Origin of the sequence: Nostoc sp. UCD121, assembly GCF_014222285.1 — a bacterium.
GTDB lineage: Bacteria > Cyanobacteriota > Cyanobacteriia > Cyanobacteriales > Nostocaceae > Nostoc.
Map to the genome: position 1 here is coordinate 34,211 of NZ_JACKZS010000024.1, position 24,051 is coordinate 58,261.

18 protein-coding genes are annotated in these 24,051 nt (G+C 39.8%); 9 read left to right on the plus strand and 9 right to left on the minus strand.

Going from position 1 to position 24,051, the window contains the following annotated elements; translation table 11 throughout:
• Positions 1 to 36: 36 nt before the first annotated feature.
• Entirely contained in the window at positions 37 to 1,557 is a 1,521-nt protein-coding gene (locus GNF10_RS07970) for a PLP-dependent aminotransferase family protein (RefSeq protein WP_260445806.1), read from the minus strand.
• Between the two features lie 216 nt (positions 1,558 to 1,773).
• Between GNF10_RS07970 and GNF10_RS07975 the strand changes: the two genes are divergently transcribed.
• Positions 1,774 to 1,989 (plus strand): hypothetical protein, encoded by a 216-nt coding sequence (locus GNF10_RS07975; protein ID WP_185584113.1) that lies wholly within the window; start codon positions 1,774 to 1,776, stop codon positions 1,987 to 1,989.
• Positions 1,990 to 2,086: 97 nt separating this feature from the next.
• Here GNF10_RS07975 and GNF10_RS07980 read toward each other — a convergent pair whose 3' ends face one another.
• Entirely contained in the window at positions 2,087 to 3,673 is a 1,587-nt protein-coding gene (locus GNF10_RS07980; protein WP_185584115.1) for a hydantoinase B/oxoprolinase family protein, read from the minus strand.
• A 189-nt stretch (positions 3,674 to 3,862) separates the two neighbouring features.
• Here GNF10_RS07980 and GNF10_RS07985 point away from each other — a divergent pair, with 189 nt between their 5' ends.
• Complete coding sequence (locus GNF10_RS07985; protein ID WP_369009407.1) at positions 3,863 to 4,210, plus strand: N-acetyltransferase family protein; 348 nt, start codon at positions 3,863 to 3,865, stop codon at positions 4,208 to 4,210.
• Between the two features lie 5 nt (positions 4,211 to 4,215).
• Here GNF10_RS07985 and GNF10_RS07990 read toward each other — a convergent pair whose 3' ends face one another.
• The 4 genes from GNF10_RS07990 to GNF10_RS08005 form a co-directional block, all read right to left on the minus strand.
• Positions 4,216 to 6,306, minus strand: a complete 2,091-nt coding sequence (locus tag GNF10_RS07990) for a hydantoinase/oxoprolinase family protein (protein WP_185584118.1) — start codon at positions 6,304 to 6,306, stop codon at positions 4,216 to 4,218.
• 130 nt (positions 6,307 to 6,436) lie between these two features.
• Complete coding sequence (locus GNF10_RS07995) at positions 6,437 to 8,281, minus strand: ABC transporter substrate-binding protein (RefSeq protein WP_185591912.1); 1,845 nt, start codon at positions 8,279 to 8,281, stop codon at positions 6,437 to 6,439.
• Between the two features lie 92 nt (positions 8,282 to 8,373).
• A complete protein-coding gene (locus GNF10_RS08000; RefSeq protein ID WP_185585545.1) occupies positions 8,374 to 11,187 on the minus strand; it encodes an ATP-binding protein in 2,814 nt (937 codons plus the stop codon).
• A gap of 252 nt (positions 11,188 to 11,439) precedes the next feature.
• Positions 11,440 to 13,008, minus strand: a complete 1,569-nt coding sequence (locus GNF10_RS08005) for a GMC oxidoreductase (protein ID WP_185585546.1) — start codon at positions 13,006 to 13,008, stop codon at positions 11,440 to 11,442.
• Positions 13,009 to 13,333: 325 nt separating this feature from the next.
• Between GNF10_RS08005 and tmk the strand changes: the two genes are divergently transcribed.
• From tmk to GNF10_RS08020, 3 genes are all read left to right on the plus strand, one after another.
• Entirely contained in the window at positions 13,334 to 13,981 is a 648-nt protein-coding gene (gene tmk, locus GNF10_RS08010; RefSeq protein ID WP_185585547.1) for a dTMP kinase, read from the plus strand.
• Between the two features lie 384 nt (positions 13,982 to 14,365).
• A complete protein-coding gene (locus GNF10_RS08015; protein WP_185586951.1) occupies positions 14,366 to 14,872 on the plus strand; it encodes a hypothetical protein in 507 nt (168 codons plus the stop codon).
• Between the two features lie 5 nt (positions 14,873 to 14,877).
• Positions 14,878 to 15,168, plus strand: coding sequence for a hypothetical protein (locus tag GNF10_RS08020; RefSeq protein WP_185586953.1), 291 nt, complete (start codon positions 14,878 to 14,880; stop codon positions 15,166 to 15,168).
• 110 nt (positions 15,169 to 15,278) lie between these two features.
• Here GNF10_RS08020 and GNF10_RS08025 read toward each other — a convergent pair whose 3' ends face one another.
• On the minus strand, positions 15,279 to 15,935 hold the full coding sequence (locus tag GNF10_RS08025; RefSeq protein ID WP_185586954.1) for a DUF3386 domain-containing protein: 657 nt from the start codon (positions 15,933 to 15,935) through the stop codon (positions 15,279 to 15,281).
• A gap of 107 nt (positions 15,936 to 16,042) precedes the next feature.
• Here GNF10_RS08025 and GNF10_RS08030 point away from each other — a divergent pair, with 107 nt between their 5' ends.
• Entirely contained in the window at positions 16,043 to 16,717 is a 675-nt protein-coding gene (locus GNF10_RS08030; protein WP_185586966.1) for a LuxR C-terminal-related transcriptional regulator, read from the plus strand.
• Positions 16,718 to 17,151: 434 nt separating this feature from the next.
• Positions 17,152 to 17,529, plus strand: a complete 378-nt coding sequence (locus tag GNF10_RS08035) for a hypothetical protein (protein ID WP_185586956.1) — start codon at positions 17,152 to 17,154, stop codon at positions 17,527 to 17,529.
• Positions 17,530 to 17,699: 170 nt separating this feature from the next.
• Here GNF10_RS08035 and GNF10_RS08040 read toward each other — a convergent pair whose 3' ends face one another.
• Both GNF10_RS08040 and GNF10_RS08045 read right to left on the minus strand, forming a co-directional pair.
• Entirely contained in the window at positions 17,700 to 19,148 is a 1,449-nt protein-coding gene (locus GNF10_RS08040; RefSeq protein ID WP_185586959.1) for an AAA-like domain-containing protein, read from the minus strand.
• A gap of 540 nt (positions 19,149 to 19,688) precedes the next feature.
• Entirely contained in the window at positions 19,689 to 20,090 is a 402-nt protein-coding gene (locus tag GNF10_RS08045; protein ID WP_185586961.1) for a hypothetical protein, read from the minus strand.
• A 348-nt stretch (positions 20,091 to 20,438) separates the two neighbouring features.
• On the opposite strand from GNF10_RS08045, the gene GNF10_RS08050 reads away from it, so the two are divergent.
• Positions 20,439 to 21,038: a Coq4 family protein gene (locus GNF10_RS08050; RefSeq protein WP_185586963.1), complete on the plus strand. Its 600-nt coding sequence runs from the start codon at positions 20,439 to 20,441 to the stop codon at positions 21,036 to 21,038.
• 405 nt (positions 21,039 to 21,443) lie between these two features.
• A partial coding sequence (locus GNF10_RS08055; protein ID WP_185607136.1) for a zinc-dependent metalloprotease occupies positions 21,444 to 24,051 on the plus strand: 2,608 nt, incomplete at its 3' end.

Genomic DNA, 24,051 nt, shown 5'->3' on the forward strand with positions numbered 1-24,051 from the left:
CTTAACGCGAAGTACATTAGGATATCTTGTGCCAACCTATGAACTGTAAACAAGAGGTTGATAATTAGATATGCGATGTTTGACAACAAGCCGCTCTGTATCTACACTTCCTCTGGAAATATACTTTTTCAGCAACTTACCGACGATCGAAATACCTTGCTCAATCTCCTCTGGTGAGAGACAAAAAGTTAGACGCATCGCCGGATAACCTTGCTTATCAGGGAAAAATGCCGAACCGCACGCCAGGTAAACATTTTCTGCAAAAGCTTCGTTACGAATTGTCCCAATCGGAATATCATCTGGTAACTGTACCCAGAGAAATAATCCTCCCGTGGGAACTGTCCACCGGATCTCTTCAGGGAAATAACGCTCTAAAGCTTGCAGCATTATATTACGACTTTGCAGATTATCTGTGCGAAGTCGGCTGAGGTGACGGCGGTAATGTCCTGAAGCGAGATATTCGCTAACTATTGTTTGCGAAATACTGGATGTGTGCAAGTCATGGAGCAACTTCCGCTCAATAATTGCTTGATAATGCTTACCTGTAACTACCATATAGCCCACTCGTAAACCAGGCATTAAAGTTTTAGAAAAGGTGCTTAAATAAGTTACCAAATTATTTTTATCTAAAGCTTTAATTGGCGCTGGCACAGCATCAAAATTTATTCCTTCATAAGCATTATCTTCCAAAATAGGGCACTCATATTTTTCTGCTAATGCTAGTAATTGTTGACGATGATTTTGTGTTGTCGTCAATCCTGTTGGATTGTGAAAAGTACTAATCGTATAAATTAATTTCGGGCGGTGGCTGCGGAGATATTGCTCTAATAAATCTAAATTCATTCCCTCCGCAGTCATGGGAATACCAATAATCTTGGCTCCTAAGTTTTCTAAAATAGAAATTGCACCATAATAAGTGGGAGCTTCCACAATCACCCAATCACCAGGTTGTACATAATAATTCATCGCTAATGACAACCCTTGCTGAGAGCCATTAGTAATAATTAAATCTTCTGGAAAAACCTCTAATCCTTGATGTACTAACATCTGAGCAATTTGTCTACACAGAGTTAGTTGTCCTTGAGGCATTTCATGAGGAAAGAAAATATCAGCATCATCTTGTCTTAGCGCTCGTCTGGCAATGAGGTTAATATCTTTTGGTGGACGAGGATAACCGTAGCCAAAATTAATTATTCCTGGCTGTGTTTGTGCTTGCACCAGTGGAGTATACATTTCATAAAAAGAACACTTTCCTGGCTTTGTAATTATGACATTTTGGGCTGGAGCGAATTTAGATTCTAGGTTAGTGCTTTTAAGAGAAATGCTGCTGACAAAATATCCTGAACCTTGACGAGCAGAAACAATCCCATCTGCTTCTAAAACGTTATATGCTTCAATAACCGTGAGTTTATTAACTTGTAAGCTTTCTGCCAGAGAGCGGATAGAAGGGAGGCGATCGCCACTTTTGAGCGCGCCAGATTTAATCAGATGACTGATGCGATCGCTGATCTGTAAATAAATCGGTTTGGGTGATTGCCGTTCTAATAAAATGTTCATTTTGGCGCACTCGTCAATGACTAAATAATCATCAATACTGGCAATATAAACTATTTCTACCAACTTTACCTAGTACAGTTGAGAGTTTTTTTACTATACCAGTTGTAATGCGCCTTAACTGTACTAGATCAAATTGTCCAAAACTGTACCTTCTCAGTTGAAAAGTATTACGTGAAAGTAAAAGTAATAGTTCACTGTTTATCAGGTGCTTTCACTATGAATAAATTTAATTTTTTGTTAAATTTACAAAAATATTGGCAACATTTTGTCATCTGGATGGCTAGTGGTTCTGACCTTCAAGTGTGGCACGAATCAGACTGGCGTGGTCATATTTCTTCTTGGCACGCCTACGATCCGATGACAGGACGCTCTGCCTGTTTTGGTTCTGAAGAAGAAATGCGAATTTGGATTGACAAGTGCTATTACAGATAAAATCTTTTGTCAATCAATCTTATACTTTGCGTCCTTTGCGTCCTTTGCGTCCTTTGCAGTTCGTTCTCTTATCCCTGAAAATTAATGGAACAGACTACTAGGAGACTTTACCAAAGCCGCCTCCTCCAGGAGTTTCTATCACAAAAACATCTCCAGGTTTCATTTCTACTGTTGCTGTACTGTCTAAATTTTCTTCAATTCCATTCTGACGTTGTATCCAGTTGCGTCCAACAATTCCGACTTGTCCACCATTTAATCCAAAGGGAGGAATAACTCGATGTCCAGAAAGAATATTAGCTGTCATAGGTTCTAAAAAACGGATGCGGCGGACAACTCCATTACCACCTGAATATTTTCCTTTTCCACCACTATCGGGACGTAGGCTAAAGCTTTCTAAAAGAACAGGATAGCGGGTTTCTAAAACTTCTGGATCAGTCAATCGAGAATTAGTCATGTGAGAATGAACACCATCAGTTCCATCAAAATCAATTCCTGCTCCAGAGCCGCCGCAGATAGTTTCGTAATATTGATATTGCTCATTACCAAAAGTAAAATTATTCATCGTTCCTTGAGAAGCAGCCATCACACCCAAAGCGCCATATAAAGCATCAACAATTGTTTGAGAGGTTTCTACATTACCCGCTACTACTGCTGCTGGATAAGTTGGGTTCAGCATACAGCCGACTGGGATAATAATTTCTAGAGGGTTAAGACACCCGGCATTCAGAGGAATATTATCATCAACCAGAGTTCGAAAAACATACAATACTGCTGCTTGAGTTACAGCTTTCGGAGCATTGAAATTACTATTTAGTTGCTCAGAAGTTCCAGTAAAATCAATAGTAGCACTGCGGCTTTCTTGATGAATTTTCACTTTTACTTTAATTGTTGCCCCATTATCCATCTTATAACTAAATGAGCCATCTTTGAGAAGGTTGATAGCCTTTCTGACTGACTCCTCAGCATTAGCTTGTACAAACTTCATATAAGCTTGAACAGTTTCAATTCCATATTGTGAAACCATTTTATAAAGTTCTTTTCCTCCCCGTTCATTTGCGGCAATTTGTGCTTTGAAATCAGCAATATTTTGTCCAGGGTTACGAGCAGGATAAATATGATTTGAAAGATGCTGTCTTACTGCGGCTTCTCGGAAATTGCCATCTTCAACCAAGAGAAAATTATCAAAAAGAATTCCTTCTTCTTCTACTGTGGTGCTGTGAGGAGGCATTGAACCGGGGGTAATTCCACCGATATCTGCTTGGTGTCCACGAGAAGCAACAAAAAATAGGGGCATCGGGCATTGGGCATGGGGCATTGGGTATGGATTATTTTCACTACTTTCCAAAAAAACAGGGGTAATTGCAGTGACATCAGGAAGGTGGGTTCCACCGTTATAGGGGTTATTAGATAGATAGACATTGCCTGGTTTTAGGGTGCCGCCTTTATCGTTAATTAAACTGCGAACACTTTCACTCATAGAACCTAAATGTACGGGAATATGAGGAGCATTTGCTACTAATAATCCCGATGAGTCAAAAATAGCGCAGGAAAAATCTAGCCTTTCTTTGATATTCACAGATGTAGCCGTGTTTTGTAAAACAATCCCCATTTGTTCAGCGATAAATTGATAGAGATTCTTGAATATTTCTAAACGGATGGGATCGGGTTTAGTTGTTGTGTACATATTTGACTCCTATTATTTGCTAAGATTATCTACTAAAGTGATTAAAGTAGTTCAAGGAAGATTCGTTCTGCTACACCTGATGATGTATTACTAATTTTTTCCTTTATCCAAAAAAAGTCTGAATTTGATAGAAACATTGGTGCTTATTCTGGTGTACTTAAAGTTACTGAGGAAAAAATACGTAAAACGATTTTTGGAACAGTACCTTTCTCTTATGTTTTATTTGCAGAAACCTCAAAGTGTGTGGTTGGGTTTGCTTTATATGGATTTAGATACTCATCTTTTGTAGGGCAACCGAGTATCTGGCTTGATGATTTGTATGTGGACGAAGATATGAGAAGTCAGGGAGCAGGAACCGCGTTAATGAGTTATTTAGCTCAAGTAGCAAAGAACAATGACTGTACCCATCTCGCTTGGAATGCTGATGTTCGCAACAGTCGCGGGCTTAGTTTCTATGATAGGCTAGGTGCAAAGGTTACGGAGCAAAAAGGTAATCGCTGTTTCTTAACCTGGACACCACAAATACTTGCTGTATAAGCAGTTTATAGGCGCTGTAAAATTAAATAATTACATTCAGTTAATCTTGCTTGCCAATGAGGTTCCACTACAATTGTGCTAATTTTTTCGACAACGATCGCAGGCCCATTAATACTATCTTCTGGTTGTAAATCTTCCCGTCGGTAAACAGGTGTATCATGCCATCTATCAGCAGTAAACATCCTTACTACCTCAACGGCTTCGGGGACTTCAGCTAGATAACGTGTACGAGTAATTAAGGGTTCTTCAGGAGTCTCCATTTTCTGAATTACTTCTACAGAGGCTGATTCAACAATTAAAGTTTTCTCTAATTGAATAAAACCATAACGTGATTTATGTTCATTCTCAAATTTTTGCCGCATCAATACCACATCATCGGCAAAGGTAACGGTTAAAGTAGAGTTAGTTCCTTCATATTTTAAGTTTACTTTTTTGACTATTTCTATTTGAGAATTAGCTTCATTTATTTCACTTCTAGCTTGAGTTTCTAGATATTGCATTAACTGGTGTAAGTTAGGGATTAATGGTTGAGCTAAAGGCTGTTCTACTCCCCCTTCTCTAATTGCCCTGACATCTGCTAATCCCATTCCATAAGCGGAGAGAACACCAGCATAAGGATGTAGAAATATTTTTTTCATTCCCAAGGTATCGGCAATTAAACAAGCAACTTGTCCGCCTGCGCCGCCAAAACAACAAAGCACATATTGACTGACATCATAACCCCGTTGCAGACTTATTTTTTTAATTGCATTCGCCATATTTTCCACTGCGATCGCAATAAATCCAGCCGCTACCTGTTCGGGAGTACAATGATTGAATGTCGCGGCTTGAATATCTTGGGCTAATTGGGTAAATTGCTGAATGACAGTATCTTTATCTAAAGGTAAATTCCCATCAATTCCAAAAACCGATGGAAAATATTGTGAGTGAATTTTGCCTAACATCACATTGGCATCAGTAACCGCTAATGGCCCGCCGCGTCGGTAACAAGCAGGGCCAGGATTTGAACCAGCAGATTGAGGGCCGACACGATAACTAGAACCATCAAAATAGAGAATTGAACCGCCTCCAGCCGCAATGGTATTAATTGCTAATACGGGAACTCGCATCCGTGCCCCAGCAATTTCGGAATCTAGCTGTCGTTCATACTCTCCTTTAAAGTGGGCGACATCTGTACTTGTGCCTCCCATATCAAAGGTGATAACTGAGTCAAAACCTGCTCTTTTACTAGTTTGGACTGCGCCGACAATACCGCCAGCCGGGCCACTTAAAATGCTATCTTTGCCTTGAAATTGTTGGGCTGCAACTAAACCGCCGTCAGATTTCATAAACATTAATTTTACTCCAGGTAACTGACTCGCTATTTGGTTGACATAGCGACGGAGAATCGGAGTTAAATAAGCATCGACTACTGTTGTATCTCCTCGGCTAACTAATTTCATTAACGGACTAACTTGATGAGATACAGAGATTTGTGTAAAGCCAATTTCTTGGGCGATTTGGGCGATTTGTTGTTCGTGCTTAGGATAGCGATCGCTGTGCATAAAAACAATAGCACAACTCCGAATTCCTGTGTTATAAATTTCTTCTAAGTCATTTCTAGCTTGTTGAATATTTACAGGGATTAATTCATTTCCATTAGCATCATAACGTTCGTCAATCTCAATTACCTGCTCATAAAGCATAGTTGGTAAAATAATATGACGAGCAAAGATGTTAGGACGGTTTTGGTAGCCAATTCTTAGCGCATCTTTAAACCCTTTGGTAATGATCAGAACAACTCTGTCTCCTTTCCTTTCTAGCAGTGCATTTGTTGCGACTGTTGTCCCCATTTTTACCACTTCTATCGCTTCAGTAGGAATGGGTTTGTTTTTAGAAATATCTATGATATCCCGTATACCTTGGATAGCTGCATCTTGATATTGTTCGGGGTTTTCTGAAAGCAGTTTGTAGACTATAATCCATTGCTTTTTAGGTAGAGAAACCATTAAAAAACGTTCAGGATATTTTGAGAGCCTATCTATAATTGCCTGATTATTTGTGACGGCAACAATATCTGTGAACGTACCACCTCTATCAGCAAAAACTTTCAACATGATTCTGTTTTCTCAGCGCTATACAGGTAGCATAACAATAGCTTATAAAGTCTTTCTACTTCAGGTGTAGAAAAATTTTCTACAGATGTGGAATCTTTAGATATAGTCAATTAACTGGAAAACAGAAAATTTAAATTGTCCACTGCCATTTATGCTGTTTTGCGTTCCATTTTACAGCTACTATTTCTGCTGGAGGATTGATGCGATCGCCATTTTTTTCAAATTTGATAATTCCTGTAACTCCTTTTATTTCTTTTTTCCCTTCTTTGAAATATTTATTCATGTGTATCAGCAAAGATTGACTATCGGAAATATGAAATTGTTCTAAAATTCTGAATATTATTAATACTGAATCGAAAGCTGTTGCACTACGCCATGTTAATTTTCCTTCTCCCCATAATTGATCGCCTAGTTGACAAAACCTTTGTCCTAGCTGATTTTCACTATTGCAACCATTTGTTTTACTTTGCCAATGCCAAGGAACACAAGCTATAATTTGACACTCATTTTGATTCACCAAATTATACTGGCTTTGCTCATGAATCCAATGTAGAACATTTTCATGATAAAAAGTAGCTGAACCAGCTATTAGGCAGTTATTGATTTTTAATCTACTAATTAATCCAGCGTTGTCGAGGGAATTAGGTTCAATCCCTCCATCAGGAATGATAATTATAATATCAACGCCATTCTGTTTAATATCTTCTAGATAAGCTTGAATCTGATAATAGTTTTCGCTGATATAACTACATTCTTTGAGAAAAATAAGCTGTTCGCTATATTGCTCTAGATATTTCTTGAGAGTATTTCTGTATGAAGTGCTATAACTACTATTTTTATTATAGATAATAGCTACTTTTTGATTATTTTTACCTGACAATTTTTCTGTTAAGTAATGAGCTAATTGTGTGGCATTTATGCTATCTTGAGTTGTCAGTCTAAAAAAGGATAGGCTTTCACCGCCAGATAGATGAGAGAGTTCATTAGAAGTACTACTAGAGTTGACTAAAATTAGTCCATTTTGAGAATATAACTGTAGTGCTTTTTTAGTCATTTCACTTGAATAGTGACCAATAATAGAAATCAGATTTAATTGTGGCGCTAAATTGGCTAAATTCTCTGCTGTTTGGCTATATGGTGCATAGAGATTATTAGGATCGTTGACAATTAAAATTCTTAAGGCTATCCGACTATCAGTATTATTTAGAGTAAAAAGTTTGTCAGGTTTTATTTCATCTAAATTTATCTCTTTCTCTAGTGAAATTCTCTCAAAGCTTTGAAGATTTATTTGAAGTTGAATTTGAGCGATTCCGCGTAAAATCTCAGATGCCACATGACCTTGATTATGGTAAAATGGCACAACTACAGCTAAAGTATAAATATTAATATTTTTCTCTTTGAAAAGAGATTTTTTGTATTCAATTAAACAGTTATTGATATAAATTAAAAATTCTGGATTACCTATGCCATATATTTCTTTTTCTTTTTTCCAAGCCCAAATGAAGCACTTTAATGCTTGATAGTAAAGTCCTTGTTGGTAAAATTTATTAGCTTGAATTTGTAACTCAACAATATCTTGATTTGGGGGATAAAGAAAAATTTGTCTACCAAAACTACCTTGAAAGTTATCATTGTTTAATTGAGGAGCAATCTGCAATTTATATCCGTTATTAGGATGAAGTAATAAATTAATAAGCTTAACCCACTTTCCAGCTATCTGCTCTTGGTCGATTTGCATCAATTCTGCTATTCTTGGATAAATATTATTACTCAGTCTGTCTCTAATTTGCTGGTCAGATAAATTGAATATTTGAGCTATATGTTGTCGAGAATGCCCCAATAGAGATTGACAAATGATTTCTTTGTCAAGTTCACTAATTTGCCTTTTATTTGAAGTTGTCTCTAATTTTTGAAAGAAGAGGTCAATATTAATATTTAGCTGTTCTATAACCTGTTGGCAGTTTGGACACGGCATAATTATCTATCATCCTTTTTCCAAAATGATAGTATAATTCCTAACTTTTACGATTCGATAGGTGTCGAACTAATTTCTATTCATGTTGATAATTAGATAGCTTGCTTCTTTAGCGGAATAACAACTACAAATTCTGTACCCTCTCCCTGGGTAGAAATACATTGTAATTGTCCCAGATGTTTTTGGGTGACAATCTGATAACTAATAGATAAGCCTAATCCTGTGCCTTTACCAACTGGTTTAGTAGTAAAGAATGGTTCAAATAAATGTTTTTGAATATTTTCGGGAATGCCTGTACCATTATCTGCAATGCTAATAACTACCTGCTTTTCGCTATTAAGTTGAGTATGAATTTTAATTTGGGGAGTAGATAGTGCTGCTTTCTTTACTTCCCACTCACCATTTTCTACAGCTTCTTCTAAAGCATCGATCGCATTTGCTAGAAGATTCATAAATACCTGATTCAGTTGTCCAGCATAACATTCTACTAATGGTAGATTGCCGTACTCTTTGATAATGTCAATTGTTAGAGAATTAGATTTAGCCTTGAGCCGATGTTCTAGAATGAGCAATGTATTATCTATACCCTCATGGATATTTACAGCTTTCATCTCTGTTTCGTCTAACCGAGAAAAGTTTCGCAAAGATAGGACAATTTCTGTGATTCTTTCGGCACCAACAGTCATAGAAGTTAACAAGTTAGGCAAGTCTGCTATTACGAAATCTAGGTCGATAGCTTCTGTTTCTTTTGTAATTTCTGTTACTGGATTAGGATAGTTTTGCTGATATAATTGCAGTATCTTCAGTAAATCTTCAATATATTGATTAGCATGGGTGATATTGCCATAGATAAAGTTGACTGGGTTGTTAATTTCGTGCGCTACACCTGCTACCAACTGCCCTAAACTGGACATTTTTTCACTATGTATGAGTTGAGATGCTAAATGCTTTGCCTCTTGGCGTAATTGTGCTTCTGAGTATCGCAATATCTGCTCTGCTTGTTTGCGCTGGGTAATGTCATGGAGAATGACGACATACTCCTGAAAATCCTGATGTGGTCTGTCTGAGATGGAAACTTCTAGGATTTTGTTTTTGCCATTGCGGAGTAGGGTTTGTTCGCTGCGCTTTGTCCACTCCTCTGGATAGGAGACTAATGCAGTTAGCCATTTGTTGAGGTGATTTCCCCGTAACTCGGATGGGTTGACACCAAAGAAAGATTCAGTGGCTGGATTTGCTTGCTGGATAATACCTCGATCGTCCACAACTAAAATACCATCTTGGGCAACAGTAAATAGGTGTTCGGCAGCTTCACGGGCTTCTGCGATCGCAACCACTTGCGGTAAACTTGTCCAACAAGCGATCGCTACTCCCACAAATGCCACCATCATCAGCAGCGCCACAAATATATTCTCCCCCGCCTCACTTGCCGTTTTATTCAGTTTGACACCAAATAACCAGCCAACTGCCACTGCACTGGATAGTAAAAAAATCAGGATGCTCACCTGGAGAACTACCGAGTCCTTGATAATTACCTGAGAGCGTGTGCGATATCGCCGCATCCACCAAGTGGGATGAAATGGAGGGAATTTCACCCGGCGAATCACTGCATCTATTCCCATAACCCCAATGGGAAATAATAGCCCAATTAGCAAGTTGAGCCAACCCCAGGCAAGTCCGCCCACTACTAGCACCACAACTTCCAACAGCAGAATGGCCAGAGATATGCGAGGGAACAAAACTTCCGAGCGATCGCGCCGCAGCCAAAGCCCCAAATGCAATAACATAAAGGAGACAAACCAGCCAACATTACCAACGGCTACGATTCGCGCCACATCTCCCCAAATCAAATAAATCAGGCACAACACCAATGTTAATGTCAGCGCTGGTACAAATACACCCCGACGTGACACAACAGAAAATACAGGTGAAATGTGTTTATCTAAAGCCAACTGATACAAAATCCGAGGGCAATTAGAAACAACCGTTGCCGAACCTAAAAGACAAGCAGCTACTAGCAAAAAGGAAACACTTATAGCGGCTGATTTTCCCCAGAACGGCTGGGAAGCTGCCACAAGATTCATAAAAGCATTGTCTTTGAGGCTGGGATCGGTTGCTAACCGCATCATTACCCAAGATCCCCCCAAAAAGATCGGTGGCATCATCCAAGCCGCAACATCTAGAAAACGTAGCGTCTGGCTGGGTTGGCGGCTATCGGCGACAAAAGAAGAAGCCGTTTCACAACTGTAGGTGGCATAAGTGACGAAAAAGAACCACTTCGCCCAATCGACAAAACCCAGAGATGACCAATTGCTAGGAAAAAACCCAGGACTTACATCAGAGAACGCTAACCAGCCCAAACCCTGTACGCAGAAAGTGATTAGCAATCCAAAGGCGGGAATTACAAAAAATAGATGTAAAATACTTAGGGCGCGAGTCCCACTAAACGCGACTATAAACGGCAACAGTGTAAAGCCAATATCTAAAAGTATTTCTGGACAGGCAATACCTAGCGCCTCCAAATTCACCTTAATTAAATCTTTGAGAACGATGGTATTAACTGACAGGTAGGAAACCCAGTTGAGGAGGTATCCAATTGCTGCATAGCAAGCTATTCCTGGGTAGTTTTGCAGCAACTTAGTAGCATAGTTAGGCGTTCCTCCAGCCACATTTATAAAATGCATACCCAAGCGTTTCACTTGGTAATTGAGCAGCATTCCAAAAATCACCGCAGGTATCCAGACAAAAATAGCTTGGGGGCCGAGAGCAGCATGAATTGCTGGAACCAATGCTGTCCAGGAAATATGAGCGGTTAAACCGAAACCCCAACTTTCAACAGCACTTAAGCTTCTAGTCAAGCGCGGGTAAGAAGATTGGCCCAAAGTGGGATGAGCAGGATGGGACATCATTGGCAGTGCTGGGTGGGATACTGTAATTAAACTTATTAGCTAGAGTTCCCATCTTCTAAATGTTCTGAACAGAGACTTTTTGCTCGAAATCATAACATATTCACAACACCAGCATTTCTTTACACCATAATTTCCCCTTCTAGATGCCGCTCTCTTTGGGAGTTTCAAAAATTAAATTATTCAATTTTGGGAGAGACGATTGCAATTGCTGTTTGACCTCACAATCCCTGCTCTTTTAGGGCGGGGAGTATGTCAATCCCACTCCATGCTTTCAGGAAGCTTTTTATTGAGAAAACGATCCATGCACCGCTCCGCTAAAGCCGCGATGGTTAGCGATGGGTTAGTGCAGGCAGTCGAACCAGGAATCAGAGAACCATCTACAACAAATAAGTTAGAGTAGCCGTGGACTTTGCCATAAGTGTTGCATACAGCACCCATCGTTGCACCACCAAGAGGATGCGCCGTAGCCCTAAAGTCAAGGGGTGCGCCAAAAGTTGTACCATTCGCTTGATTTAGCCGTTGGTAAGTATACTGATTAGCCTGGGTAATTTTTTGATTATTGGCTGAGTCTTTCGGCCAGAATAGATTAGCTGATTGCGTAGAATTATTGTAAGTCAGATAGCCCTCTGGCTTAGTAATTGCTAGGCTCGCAGGAGCTAACACACCTTGTGGAACTATCGGAAAAGGAAATTGCTCGGTGACTACTGGAGCAATGGGATTGTCGAAGTCTTCAATTACTACCGATGCTGGCCCGCCTAGTGTGGCATTCGTTTGACCAGATGTGACGATCGCACTCACCGCATCACCGTTAGTTCCCCACAATTTTCCGACTTGATTGTTCAGGCGGCGCAATGTGCCATTATTTTTGGCACGTAAAAGCAATTCAGTCGTGCCAATGGAACCGGCTGCTAAAAACAGATAGCGACAAATAAAAGATTTTTTAGACAGTACAACTCCCCGCTCATCGATTTGATTGCAGGTAACACGGTAACGTCCAGCATCGTATTCTTCAATCGTGTTGACTACGTGTAAGGGTCGAATTTCCACCTTTTTAGTAGCTTCTGCCCTGCTCAGATAATTTCGATCTAAGCTATTTTTCGCACCACTGTTGATACCATAGTAAACTTGACCCGCGATCGCAGAAGGAACCTTCTTACCCGCAATTTCTTGACGAACGATATCCCAATCAACAGCTACATCAAGCTTCCTAGTTTTTAAACCAGCTTTGGCTGCTTGCTCTAATAAAATACGGCTGGCCAAATAGTAGTCTGTCTGTAAAATATCATCCGGTATGGGGGATGGTTTGATAATGGAACGCACCCTTGGATAGTAAACTTTATCCAGTTCTTCATATTTGATGCTGCGTGGAAAAACTTGATAAAAAAGTTCTTTAGTTGGCTGATAACTGGCAGCATTGTAGACTAGCGAACCGCCTCCTACCCCCGCCCCACGATAAGCAATAATGCCATCGCCTACCTTAACATCCAGGACACCAGTATAAATATCAATTGGAACTTGGTTGAATATAACTGTAGTCGGACTTAACCAAGTAGACCGACCATCTGGATTTTGATATGTAGAGAAAGTATTACCTGCGTCGGTTATCGGCCATCGTCGTCCCCGTTCCAATACTATGGTTTTAATTCCAGCTTCACCAAGGCGCAATGCTGCAACTGCTCCACCAAAACCGCTACCAATCACCAGCGCTTCTACACATTCTTCACCACGATAAGTTGCAGAAGCAATCTTAGACACGCCTATGCTTGCAGTTGCTGCCAGTGTTGCTTGAATAAATTGACGACGTTTAATTACGCCTGGCATACTTGATTTCCTATACGAGTTGATTATGCAGCGACATGTTGACATACCAGTTGAAACAACTAGCTGCAATTGATATCTTCAAGGAATTACAGAAGTAACTTAGAAATCTCGATCACCTGGTTATGGCAACTTCTGTTACATTCCTTGCACAATCCCAAAAATATCAGTATCAAAAATAGTTGATCTGCCAAATTGCCAAAAACTTGTTTTTGTGTATTTAGAGACTGGTGAATTGCTGGGTAGTTGTCTCACCCGCCTGTAACACTTCACGCTATTCTTGATCAAACGTCAGCGAATAAGTTTATTGCAGCGAACTTTAAAAAGCATGGGTGGCAAATTAATTGTATTTGAAGGGGCGGAGGGCTGCGGCAAAACCAGCCAAATGCAGCTTTGTTGTCAGTGGTTGGAAAGTTTGGGTGTTTCTGTGGTGGTAACTCGTGAACCAGGGGGAACAGAGTTAGGCTTACATCTTCGCCGCTTACTACTAGAGAAGGCAGAGGATAAGCCAGTTGCAGAAGTGACCGAACTTTTATTGTATGCTGCTGACCGATCGCAACACGTGGAACAAGAACTTAAACCAAATCTCGCAGCAGGGAAATATATTTTATGCGATCGCTACACTGACTCTACCATTGCCTACCAAGGATATGGTCGCGGTCTGAATATGAGTTTAATCAATCAGCTTAATAATATTGCTACTGGTGGTTTAGAAAGTGACTTAACTATTTGGTTAGATGTCGATGTCGAAGTTGGACTTTCCCGCAAACGGGGAGATGGATTAGGATTAGACCGCATTGAACAAGAAGCGATCGCTTTCCATCGACGCGTTCAGCAAGGATACACAGAGTTAGCAGCATCTAATCCTTCAAGAATTGTGCGGGTAGATGGCAGCTTGAGTAAAGAAGCTGTGCAAAAAGTAATTCAAGAAATTCTGCGCGTACACTTGAACCCGGATTTCTCGCGCATAGTGTAGGCAGAGGGAGAAGAGGAGTGTGGGGAGTGTGGGGAGTGTGGGGGGTAAGACTTCTTCCCCGTCCTTCCACACCTCCCACACTCTTTGATTTCTCACTTGTGAGAAATCAAGGTTGAAGGGATTGCCATAGGTATCGTCTCAAATTTTCAAGTGTTTACTTAACTGTCTTAACTGTCCTTGCATCCTTGCTTTAAGCCTGAGAATATAAAAGACGTGGCATTTTCCGATTCCACACCCGAATTTAAGACCATTGCATTGCTCACAAAAGCGTTGGCGCAGACTGCCGCAGGCATCGTTATCTTTAGGGGTCTAACAAACCCACTACACTGAAACGAAGCTTAATTTGCTATATATTTCAATAAAAGCTTGGGAGGAAGAGTTTGTATGAAATTTAAGCCTGTTTCCATAGGTATTGGTTTAAGCATTCTCAGTTTTTCAGTTAGTTCATTCCCACGGACTATATTCAATTCACCAAAAGTCCTTGCCCAAGAAGTTAGTTCTTCATGTCCTCTGCCATCTGATATTGCCGTTACCTTCCTAAATTCTAAATGTGAGGAAGTCAAACTAGAGGAGCCTAAAACTTTTTATCGTTACTATAGTAGCAGCGAGAATAGATATGGTAGATATTTAACAACTGATAAATATGAAACAAATGTAGAAGTAATTAGGAATTTAGCTCTGAATCAATCATGGGGCAATAAAGCCACTATGATCCAACCAGTTACTTTGCCGGCAGGAATGACAGTTTATCAAGGCATTGTTGCCCCTCAAACCCCCACTCAATGCTATCCTGGCGGTGGTCAACAGACTTTTATTCAAGATACAAGAGATCCAAACATTAAGTGGTCTGAGGGACAAAATATCATCGCAAAAGATTTTAGTTGTCCGTAAAAATTATGGAAAATAAGACAGAAGAATTCATCAAATTGCTCGATAAAGCTCTTGAGGTTGCCGAACAGATTCGTAGAGATAAACAACCAGAATTTAAACACTCAGAGCGTTTAAACAATCTGATCGGTGCCCTAGAATCTATTAAAAGTAAGACGCTGATTGGTAAACTTGAAGCATCAGGAGGAATCTCAACCCTTGGGCTGGCCCGTGAAGTGGCTGATTGGATTGAGCCGTTAGATTCGCCATTATTAAAAGCTGTAGGTACGATAGAGGAATATTACCAAAAACACCTCTAAATACTACAGGCTCCTCAGTAATATTAGAGAAATGAAAACGTTAAAAAATAAAAGCGATCGCTTCTTAATTTAATGAAGCGATCGCTAATTTTTTAACTACCAAATAAAGATTAAGCAGCAACAGGTTCTAACAATTTGATGTCAGAGAAGATAAATTCCTGAATAGATATTTGTCCTGCTATCTCGGTACGAATCTCCCGACGATTTAGGATAAAATAATCACCAACTTTTTCATACTCATCGACAAATTCGCTTCTACCGCCCTTTTGTTCCCCAGTTTTGGGGTCATGGTAAACAGAGTCATAGCGATGGGACAAGTAGCCTTCCCCGGTGTCGTGGCTGCTGAAAGTGTCAATTGTCACGAAAGTACCGTGGATGAGGCGGTGAACATGACACACTTCATTATTGCGGACTTTATATTTATCGCCCTCAGCCTTACCACCCATTAAAAGCTCAATCGCACCAGTTTCGTCAGTTTTACCATAGCTAAAGGTATTGGCGCTGTGGGTGTCTTCAAAACTGCGGCGGACGCGGTGAATTGCTATCTCCCACGCTTGACCATGAATTGCTTTCTGGGCTGGCTCGTCATCTACACCCAAAACTTCGGCTTTGAGATTGGCAGTGATGATGACCTTGCCTGTAAATACTTTATCATCTTGCTTATAGGTAATATTTGCGGTATAACCGGGGAAATTCTTGTCCCAAGTATAGCGGTTCTCATAAGCAGCCCGGAAAAGTTCCTGAGCAGAGAGTTGTGTAACTGTCATGTGCTTCTCCTAGTCGCTACTGTAAATTAGCGTTTTAGTTTCGTTGGTATTAGCATAGAAGTAATTGTTGAGGCTTGGATAGTCCCCAACTGGGTACACTTATGCTTATGGTTAATTCTCTCCATGCCATATTTCATGCGATCGCCAATGTCCGAAATGAGCAAGAATTAAGGCTGGCTCTGACGGATAAAATTGGTAAGCATTTTGGTGTGCAAAATTGGGGTATTTATCTCCTAGATGAGCAGCCAACGGCTGAAATCGATGTTCAGAGTATTCCGGCAATATGCTTAGAAAGCAATCCAGTCGGGCGCTACGTGGTTGAGCGTCATGCTCCCGCCCATGAGCAGTTATTATTATCACCAGGAGACTGGAAGCATTTTTGCTCGCGTTCCGATCACGAACACGTAATGACTGGGCCTATTGTTTGCGATGGTCGTCTTGTAGGAACACTTAACTTGGCTCGTGATAAGGGAAATCCTGCTTTTAATGGCAACGATTTAGCCGATCTGAGTGCATTATGCATTCATTTATCAGCAAAAATGGCGACTCTACGGACGACAAAACCACAAATATCCAATTCCCTTTTAGTAAGTCCTCTAACAGCGCGTGAGTTAGAAATTGCCGAGTTAGTAGCGCAGGGGTTAACAAACTCAGAAATTGGGGAAAAACTTTGGATTACGCAAAATACTGTCAAACAAGCTTTGAAGAGGATGTTTCGTAAGTTGAAGGTTTCGGCGCGTGCAGAAATGGTGGCAAAGCTGCAAGATATCAATGTTTCTTAGAGGAGATCGGAGTCAGTTTCCCCGGATGGATTTCTCACGCATAGTGTAGGCACAGGGAGAAGAGGAGTGTGGGGAGTGTGGGGAGTGTGGGGGTAAGACTTCTTCCACATCCTCCCACATCTCCCACACCCCTTCGATTTCTCACAAGTGAGAAATCCAGTTTAACTATTTAGTTAACACTTACAGCAATTTTTAAATTAATAGACTATACCACACCTTGCTACTTGCCCTAGATGTAGCCTATACGTTTAAAATTTGTTGCCAATTTCGATTCTTTTTGTTTGTTGCAATCAATTGTTTAACTATTTTCTTAACTGTCTTATCTGTCATTGCATTTTATTAGCGATGACGGCAGAATACAACGTGGCAATAAAAAATATTTGTCGAAAATGCAATTATTTCAATAGAGTTAATTATTTTTAAGGAGAAAATTAGTGAGTTCTATAGAGCAAAAACATACCTATATCTTAATACAAGATAAAGATATTGAGCTGTCTGGTAATCCCATTCAAACTGAAAAATTTTCTATTCAAAATACCCTACGAGATGGAGGGAAAATCCGCTTCAAAATTCGTTATTCTGCCGAACTACAGGGTTTTTGCCTGCTGGAAGTTTTTCTGATCAGAGCGCAGAACAGAACACAAACTGCTAGCATGATTATTCCCAACGGTGGCTCGACAGCTACTGTTCAAGAACAAGAACAAGAATTTAGTATTTGGGAGCCAGGAGATTATTACTTCTTTTTCAAAATGTCTTCCAATAATGGATATTTTTTTATTGAGGATTATCAACTTTATTGGTCAGCTAGTTAATTAGTTTAAAATCTTTTCCAGCCGCCATCATTTAAAAATGTAGATAGTTCTTGGTGTTGCTAATTCAAGATCCAAAAAGCTCATGCTCTAGATAAATTTGAGCAAAGGAAAACTCAGCCCATAATTTAGGTGAGCATCTAAGCGTGAGATAAAATGTACCTGATAGTTTTTCAAGCACGTTTTTGCAATGATTTATATTCAAATTCAGCAACACCTAGTTGTTTTTTAAAGTACGCGCGGTAGAGTTGGCAACGCGGTAGGATGCGATCGCCTTCATAAGTGATTAATCCCAAGCTTTCGAGTTTATGAGCATCAATGGGATTCAAAGAAGCGCTTTGCTTTGAGCTAACAACTTCAATATATGCTTTTACCAAACTAGAATTTTCTTGCAGAATTGCCCAGTGTCGCCATAAATGATAACGGTAGATACCGCCGTTAGCGATCGCCTCATGTATTACTTCCTCTAAGGTGATTCCTTGACAGCATATATAATACAGAGCAATCCGAATTAGCGCTGGATGTCCCCCCACCAGAGACATCAGTTGCATAACCTCGTGCTGAGAAGTCCAGTCTAGACCATGCCGTTGGGCCAAATACTCTACTTGATGCTTAGTAAATTCTGGCAGACGGATCGGTAGTCCAACATTAAATGGGGAACGGTTGATATCCAGAGAGACGTAAACTTCAGTGGAATAAACCACCAGTAGCCTAAGTTTCTGCAAGTTAGCATCTTGTCGCGCTTCTTCATACCAAGAGCGTAACAAACCAAAGAACTCCTGAGCAATTTGAGGATATTCAAAAAAGTGGTCAACCTCATTTAACACTAAAACCACTGGACTTTTACTCTGCTTCAGTAAGTAGGATTGTAAGTATAAACTGCAACTTAACTTACAGCCTATTTCCTCATCCCAGTTTTCATCTATCTTGGGGTCTATGCCTAATTCTGTTGCAATTTGCCAGCAAAAAGAACGCAAAAACTTGTTTAAGTCTGTCAGACAGGTTGCATCCATTTGCTTGCAATTCAGGTTCACAGAGCGATAACCTTGCATCTGGGCAAAAGCCAATAGCCGCAACACAAGAGAAGTTTTTCCCATCTCTCTTGGCGCTCGAATTCGGATCACACAGCCTGGTTGAATTATCTCCCGATAAACTAGTTCTTCAATGGGAGGACGTTCAACATAGAAGGGGGAATCTAGAGCTACGGGGCCATCTGGGTATGACCAAAGATTTTCGAGGTGGTTATGGTTCTTGGTAACAAATGATTCTAAGGACAATGGCGGAGATAATTTCTTTTCTCCTGTATCTAAACTCGACAATTGACTTGGAGATACTTCAGTATTATTCGGTTCACTCAGAATTGTGTAGTCTTCCCTGTGTAATTCTAGGTTAAAGGCGGTAAAGCACAATTTTAAGGTTTTTTGATCCACGCCTGTATTCAACGACCATAATCGGTTCAGAGTTTTGGTTGAAACATTCATGCGATCGCCTAAATCTTCTAGAGTGAAGTGATTGCCATTGTTTTGAACCTTTTCCATAGTCAGAATCGCCGCTTGTAAACGCTTTAGCCCAGCGATCGTTAAGACAATTCCTCGCTTTCGCGTACTTTTAGAATGCTTCATATCGCTAATCATCTATCTGCTTTTTATTAACTGTCTCTTCATTGTTCCATGTTTTTAACCAGTTATCATACAGTTATTCAGATGTTACTAGACTACTAAATTTTAGTAATAAAATATACATATTCGCTTGATAGCAGCTAGCTGATGAGGTATAAATAAACATAACTATATTGTATTGATTGTTATATTTACTGCCCTATGCAAAGCTGTTGACGCTTCTGCATCAAATGTCTTTTACTGCTTACAAATAACAAGCCTTAATAGTTTTCTTTATTTATGCCAGCTTCCGAGGATATTGCTTAAATTATTTCTTATCTTGTATTAATCTGAATATTGCAGTAGGGGCGTACAGCTAACTGTACGCCCCTACTAAAGTAGTATATTTTATGCAACTGAGGAAAACTACAATCTATGATCAGCAAAGGTAAGCGCGTTACCCAAGTATCAGAATTCAGTGGTTAGACACCAGCGCCCCTATTATTACTATTTTATTGGCGAAAAGTTATTAGTACTTGCTGCCAATATGAGATTGTAACGCATTTAGCGTCCAACTTTGTTTGAGACATCTCTGGCTGCCTCTGCCGCACTGTCGCCTACATCACTAGCAGTTTCTTTAGCGCCCTTTACGTATCCACCTCCAAACTCTTTAAAGGCTTCTCCTGACTGTTGCCCAATCTTCTGAAGTCTTTCACCAGGAGAATCTTCGGTTTCACGAGCATCCTTAAACCACTGCCCTACTGTTTTCGGTCTTTCAGCATCATTTTGCTCTACCTGTTGGCGGACTCTCTCCTTTAAGCCCTTATCATTCTGTCCCTGCCCATAGTTAACATTCGTCGTCAGCACTAGAAAACCAACTACGACAACAGCCAAAAAAGATTTTACCTGAAGTCCTTTAAGTAGGGAACTGATGTTAGCAATCGTCCTAGAAATCAAATTTATCATTCCAATTAGCTTTTTTTTGACTACAAATAAACATTAACTATAGAAAGGTAATTATCCTTCTAGCAAAAGGCATATTTTAGTTATAAAAAAGAAATATATTTTAAATCTTTGGGAAGAGGTGATTTGTTAGACGCTAATTGGTCATTGCGAACGTAACGTAGTGAAAAAAAGCAATCGCAAAGTACAGATGTTGCAATTGCTTAATTTTACAACTCTTAGAAAAGCTAGCGCGTTAAGCAAAGCTATGCCGTTGACTTTACGCTTCATTCGCAATTGACTTGTAACGATTTTGGTAAATTTACTTGCATTGGGATGCTCCCATTTTTCAATCTACTAAAGAAAATCATTATGTTCAAAAAGCTACAACAACTACAAGCGATTATGGCTTATAAAAACTCAGAAAATTTGGGTGATATTGCTATTCTTAAATCTGAATTCTTCGGTGCTAAAGTTTCTCCAACAGTCGCCTCTAAACTGCAACCAGTAGCGGGATATTATCCCGTAATTGATTTGAATCAATTAAACCAATACCCTCAAGGCTCCTTTGGGCGAAAATATGCCAATCACATGCAAGCAAATCAACTTAAACCATTAACCATCAGCCCAGAACTAGAAGACATTGCCAAACGTAATCTATTTGCTCTGCGATATTTAGTCACCCACGATATTTTTCATGTATTGCTTGATTTTGATACCACCTACGCGGGAGAAATTGGTGTACTTGCTTTTGCTGCTACACAGAACTACAGTAAATCACTCCAAATCGGTTTATGGTTAGCTAAATTGCTCTATCCCATCTTGGCTCCCCGACAAATCAAAGGAATTTTCGCTAACTTGGCAAAAGGGCGAGAACTAGGCAAGAAAGCTGATTTTTTGTTGGGCTACCGTTTTGAAGAGCATTGGGAAGAACCAATTGAGGATGTGAGAAAACGGTTGGGATTACTATAAATTTCCACAATTAATCTTAAAAAAGGATTTTTATGCTCAATAACAGCTTTTTTAGGAGTCGTGCTTTCTTTTTGTAAATCATGCTTGATATTCCTTCGGCTGGCAAATGTAGCACTAAATACATTTTTAATGCTACATTTGGTTTTTAATACAGATATAAATTAAAAAAACATATATCCTTAGTTATATAAATTATCTATCTTAAGATATATATCCTTAATGGATATTTTCTAAATAGCTACTAATAACAATCAATAGTCACACGACTTTTAGGCTAAAGACAAAGTTTTGTCTGACTTAGTGGATTTATACCGTAATCCCTAGATATTTGAAGGGCTTGCAGACGGCAAATTAATCCACATTTTTTCCTCAACACAAGAACTGCTTCAGGTGGAAAGCCCAAGGATGAAATACTGGATAAGGAAATTAGCAATCTGTATAGTATTACTGTATAACTTGTTTTTATCAAGTGATTATGCAGGAGCAAATCAACTTTCAAATATTGATGCACAGCAAGTAAATACGCTCCCAGTAGTTGAAAACTTAGCAAGTAATGACAACGATCTTGCTAAGAGTATAAAGGAAAATTTTTGCCAATTTAATGAGGTCGCCAAAGGGATAAATAAAGTAGAAGGACTCTTCACACTTTATTGCACTGAGAATTCGGGAAAAATTTACTTAGAAATTAAACCAGAACAGTTAAATAAAAACTACCTAGCTATAGTGACATTAGAGTCGGGCGTTGGGGAAAGTGGAATTTATAGTGGATTACCTCTTTCTGATTTTATCTTTTACTTCCAACGAGTAAACAATAGATTGCACTTTGTGGTGCGGAATGTGAAATTTCATGCAGAAAGTAGACCAGAACAGCGATCGCTTGCTCGTTCATTTAGCGACTCTGTTCTTTATTCACTCGAAATAGCCAATATCGATCCACAGAATGAAAATATTCTGATCAACCTGAATGAACTGCTAATGCAGGATTTACCTGGATTAACTACCATTTTGAAATACTCTTTGCAGGCTGATTACCACTTGGATGCACACAAGTCATATTTTGGTGACGTTAATAGCTTCTCAAAAAATATAGAGATTGATTCTATTTACGGTTTTTCATCATTAGAAGGAGCAAATTTAGTTACCGTACCTGATAGTAGGGCACTCACTCTTAAGGTACACTACAGTTTTTCTCAACTTAGAGAAAATAATGATTATATTCCCCGGCTTGCTGATGATAGAGTGGGATATTTTATTACTGCTTTTCAAGATTTATCTAATAAGAATCCTCATGAATCATTTGTACGTTACATCAATCGTTGGCATTTAGAGCCATCCGATCCGAATGCTCCCTTATCTCCGCCTAAAAAGCCAATTGTGTATTGGATTGAAAATGCTGTGCCACTAGAGTACCGCGATGCGATTCGTGAAGGCGTTTTGATGTGGAACAAAGCATTTGAAAAAGCCGGATTTCAAAATGCTATTGAAGTACAGCAAATGCCAGATGATGCTGATTGGCAACCCGCAGATGTACATTACAATACTATTCGCTGGTTCAACTCTTTAGATGCAGCTTTTGCTAGAGGACCAATGCGCGTCAACCCATTCACTGGGGAAATATTGGATGCAGACATTATGGTAGATGCCAATATGGTGCTATCAATTCAGCAAGAATATCACGCATTGATGGAAGTAAATCCATCTTTAGTGGGCAAAAATCCATGTCAAGCCCTTTGGGGAAGCCAAAAGCCAGGAGTTAATAATTCTCTTCTACCGGACTCTGAGTTCTGCTATGGTATGGAGTCTTCAAATCAAGCCGCGATGGGAGCGCTGGCTTTGTCAATTTTGCCAAATACTACAGCCAGTAGTGAAACAATGAAGGAGTATGTGCACCAATATTTGCGTTCTCTCATTGCTCACGAAGTCGGGCATACTCTCGGTTTGCGTCACAACTTTCATGGCAGTACGATGTTAACGCCTGAAGAATTAAATAATACTGAAATCACTCACACTAAAGGCTTAGTGGGTTCGGTGATGGACTATCTACCGGTGAATATAGCACCACAGGGATTACAGCAAGGTGACTACTTTCCAGGGGTTGTTGGGCCTTATGACGAATGGGCTATTGAGTATGGTTATAAAACAAGCCCATCAGCAGCGCTTGAGGGGATAATTCCAGAATCAGAAAAAAGTTTTTTAGAGCAGATTGCACTAGCGTCGCCTCAACCAGAATTGTCTTACGCAACTGATGAGGATATCTGGGACATTAATCCTTTGGCGAATGTCTGGGATATGAGTAGTGATGTGCTACTTTATTCGCAGTGGCAAATGGATAATGCCCGCGTTATGTGGCAGCGCCTTGATAAGGGTTATCTATCAAAAGGAGAAAGCTATAGTAATCTGCGCGTCTCATTCAATAGAGTACTTAAATATTATTTTCGGAACGCCACCTTGCTTTCCAAATATATTGGTGGACAATCGTTTCTGCGTCTCTATACTAGTGATAATGCTTCTTGGACATTTGTACCTGTTTCACTTTTAAAACAACGTCAGGTGTTGACAAAATTGCAAGAATATGTTTTTTCTGATAATGCTTTCAGTTTTTCACCACAATTGCTCAATAAACTAGCACCATCACGCTGGGAACATTGGGGTAGTTTAGTACCTAACAACCGCCTTGATTATCCAATTCGCGAAAATATTTTGAAGTTTCAAAGTACGGTGCTGCGATCGCTATTAGGCAGCGATCGCCTCAATCGTTTACAAGATATAGAATTAAAAACTCTGCCTGGGGAAGCGCTTTCTATCCCGGAACTGTTCGATACCCTGCAAACAGGCATCTGGGCAGAAGTTTTAACCCCAGGAGAACCAAAACCAATTTCTAGCATCCGTCGTTCATTGCAACGGGAATATCTGAATATTTTGCTAGAGATGATGTTGGGTACCACCGATACACCTGAAGATGGCCGGACATTGGCTTGGTATGAATTGCGCCAACTGCAAAAAGCCATTGATG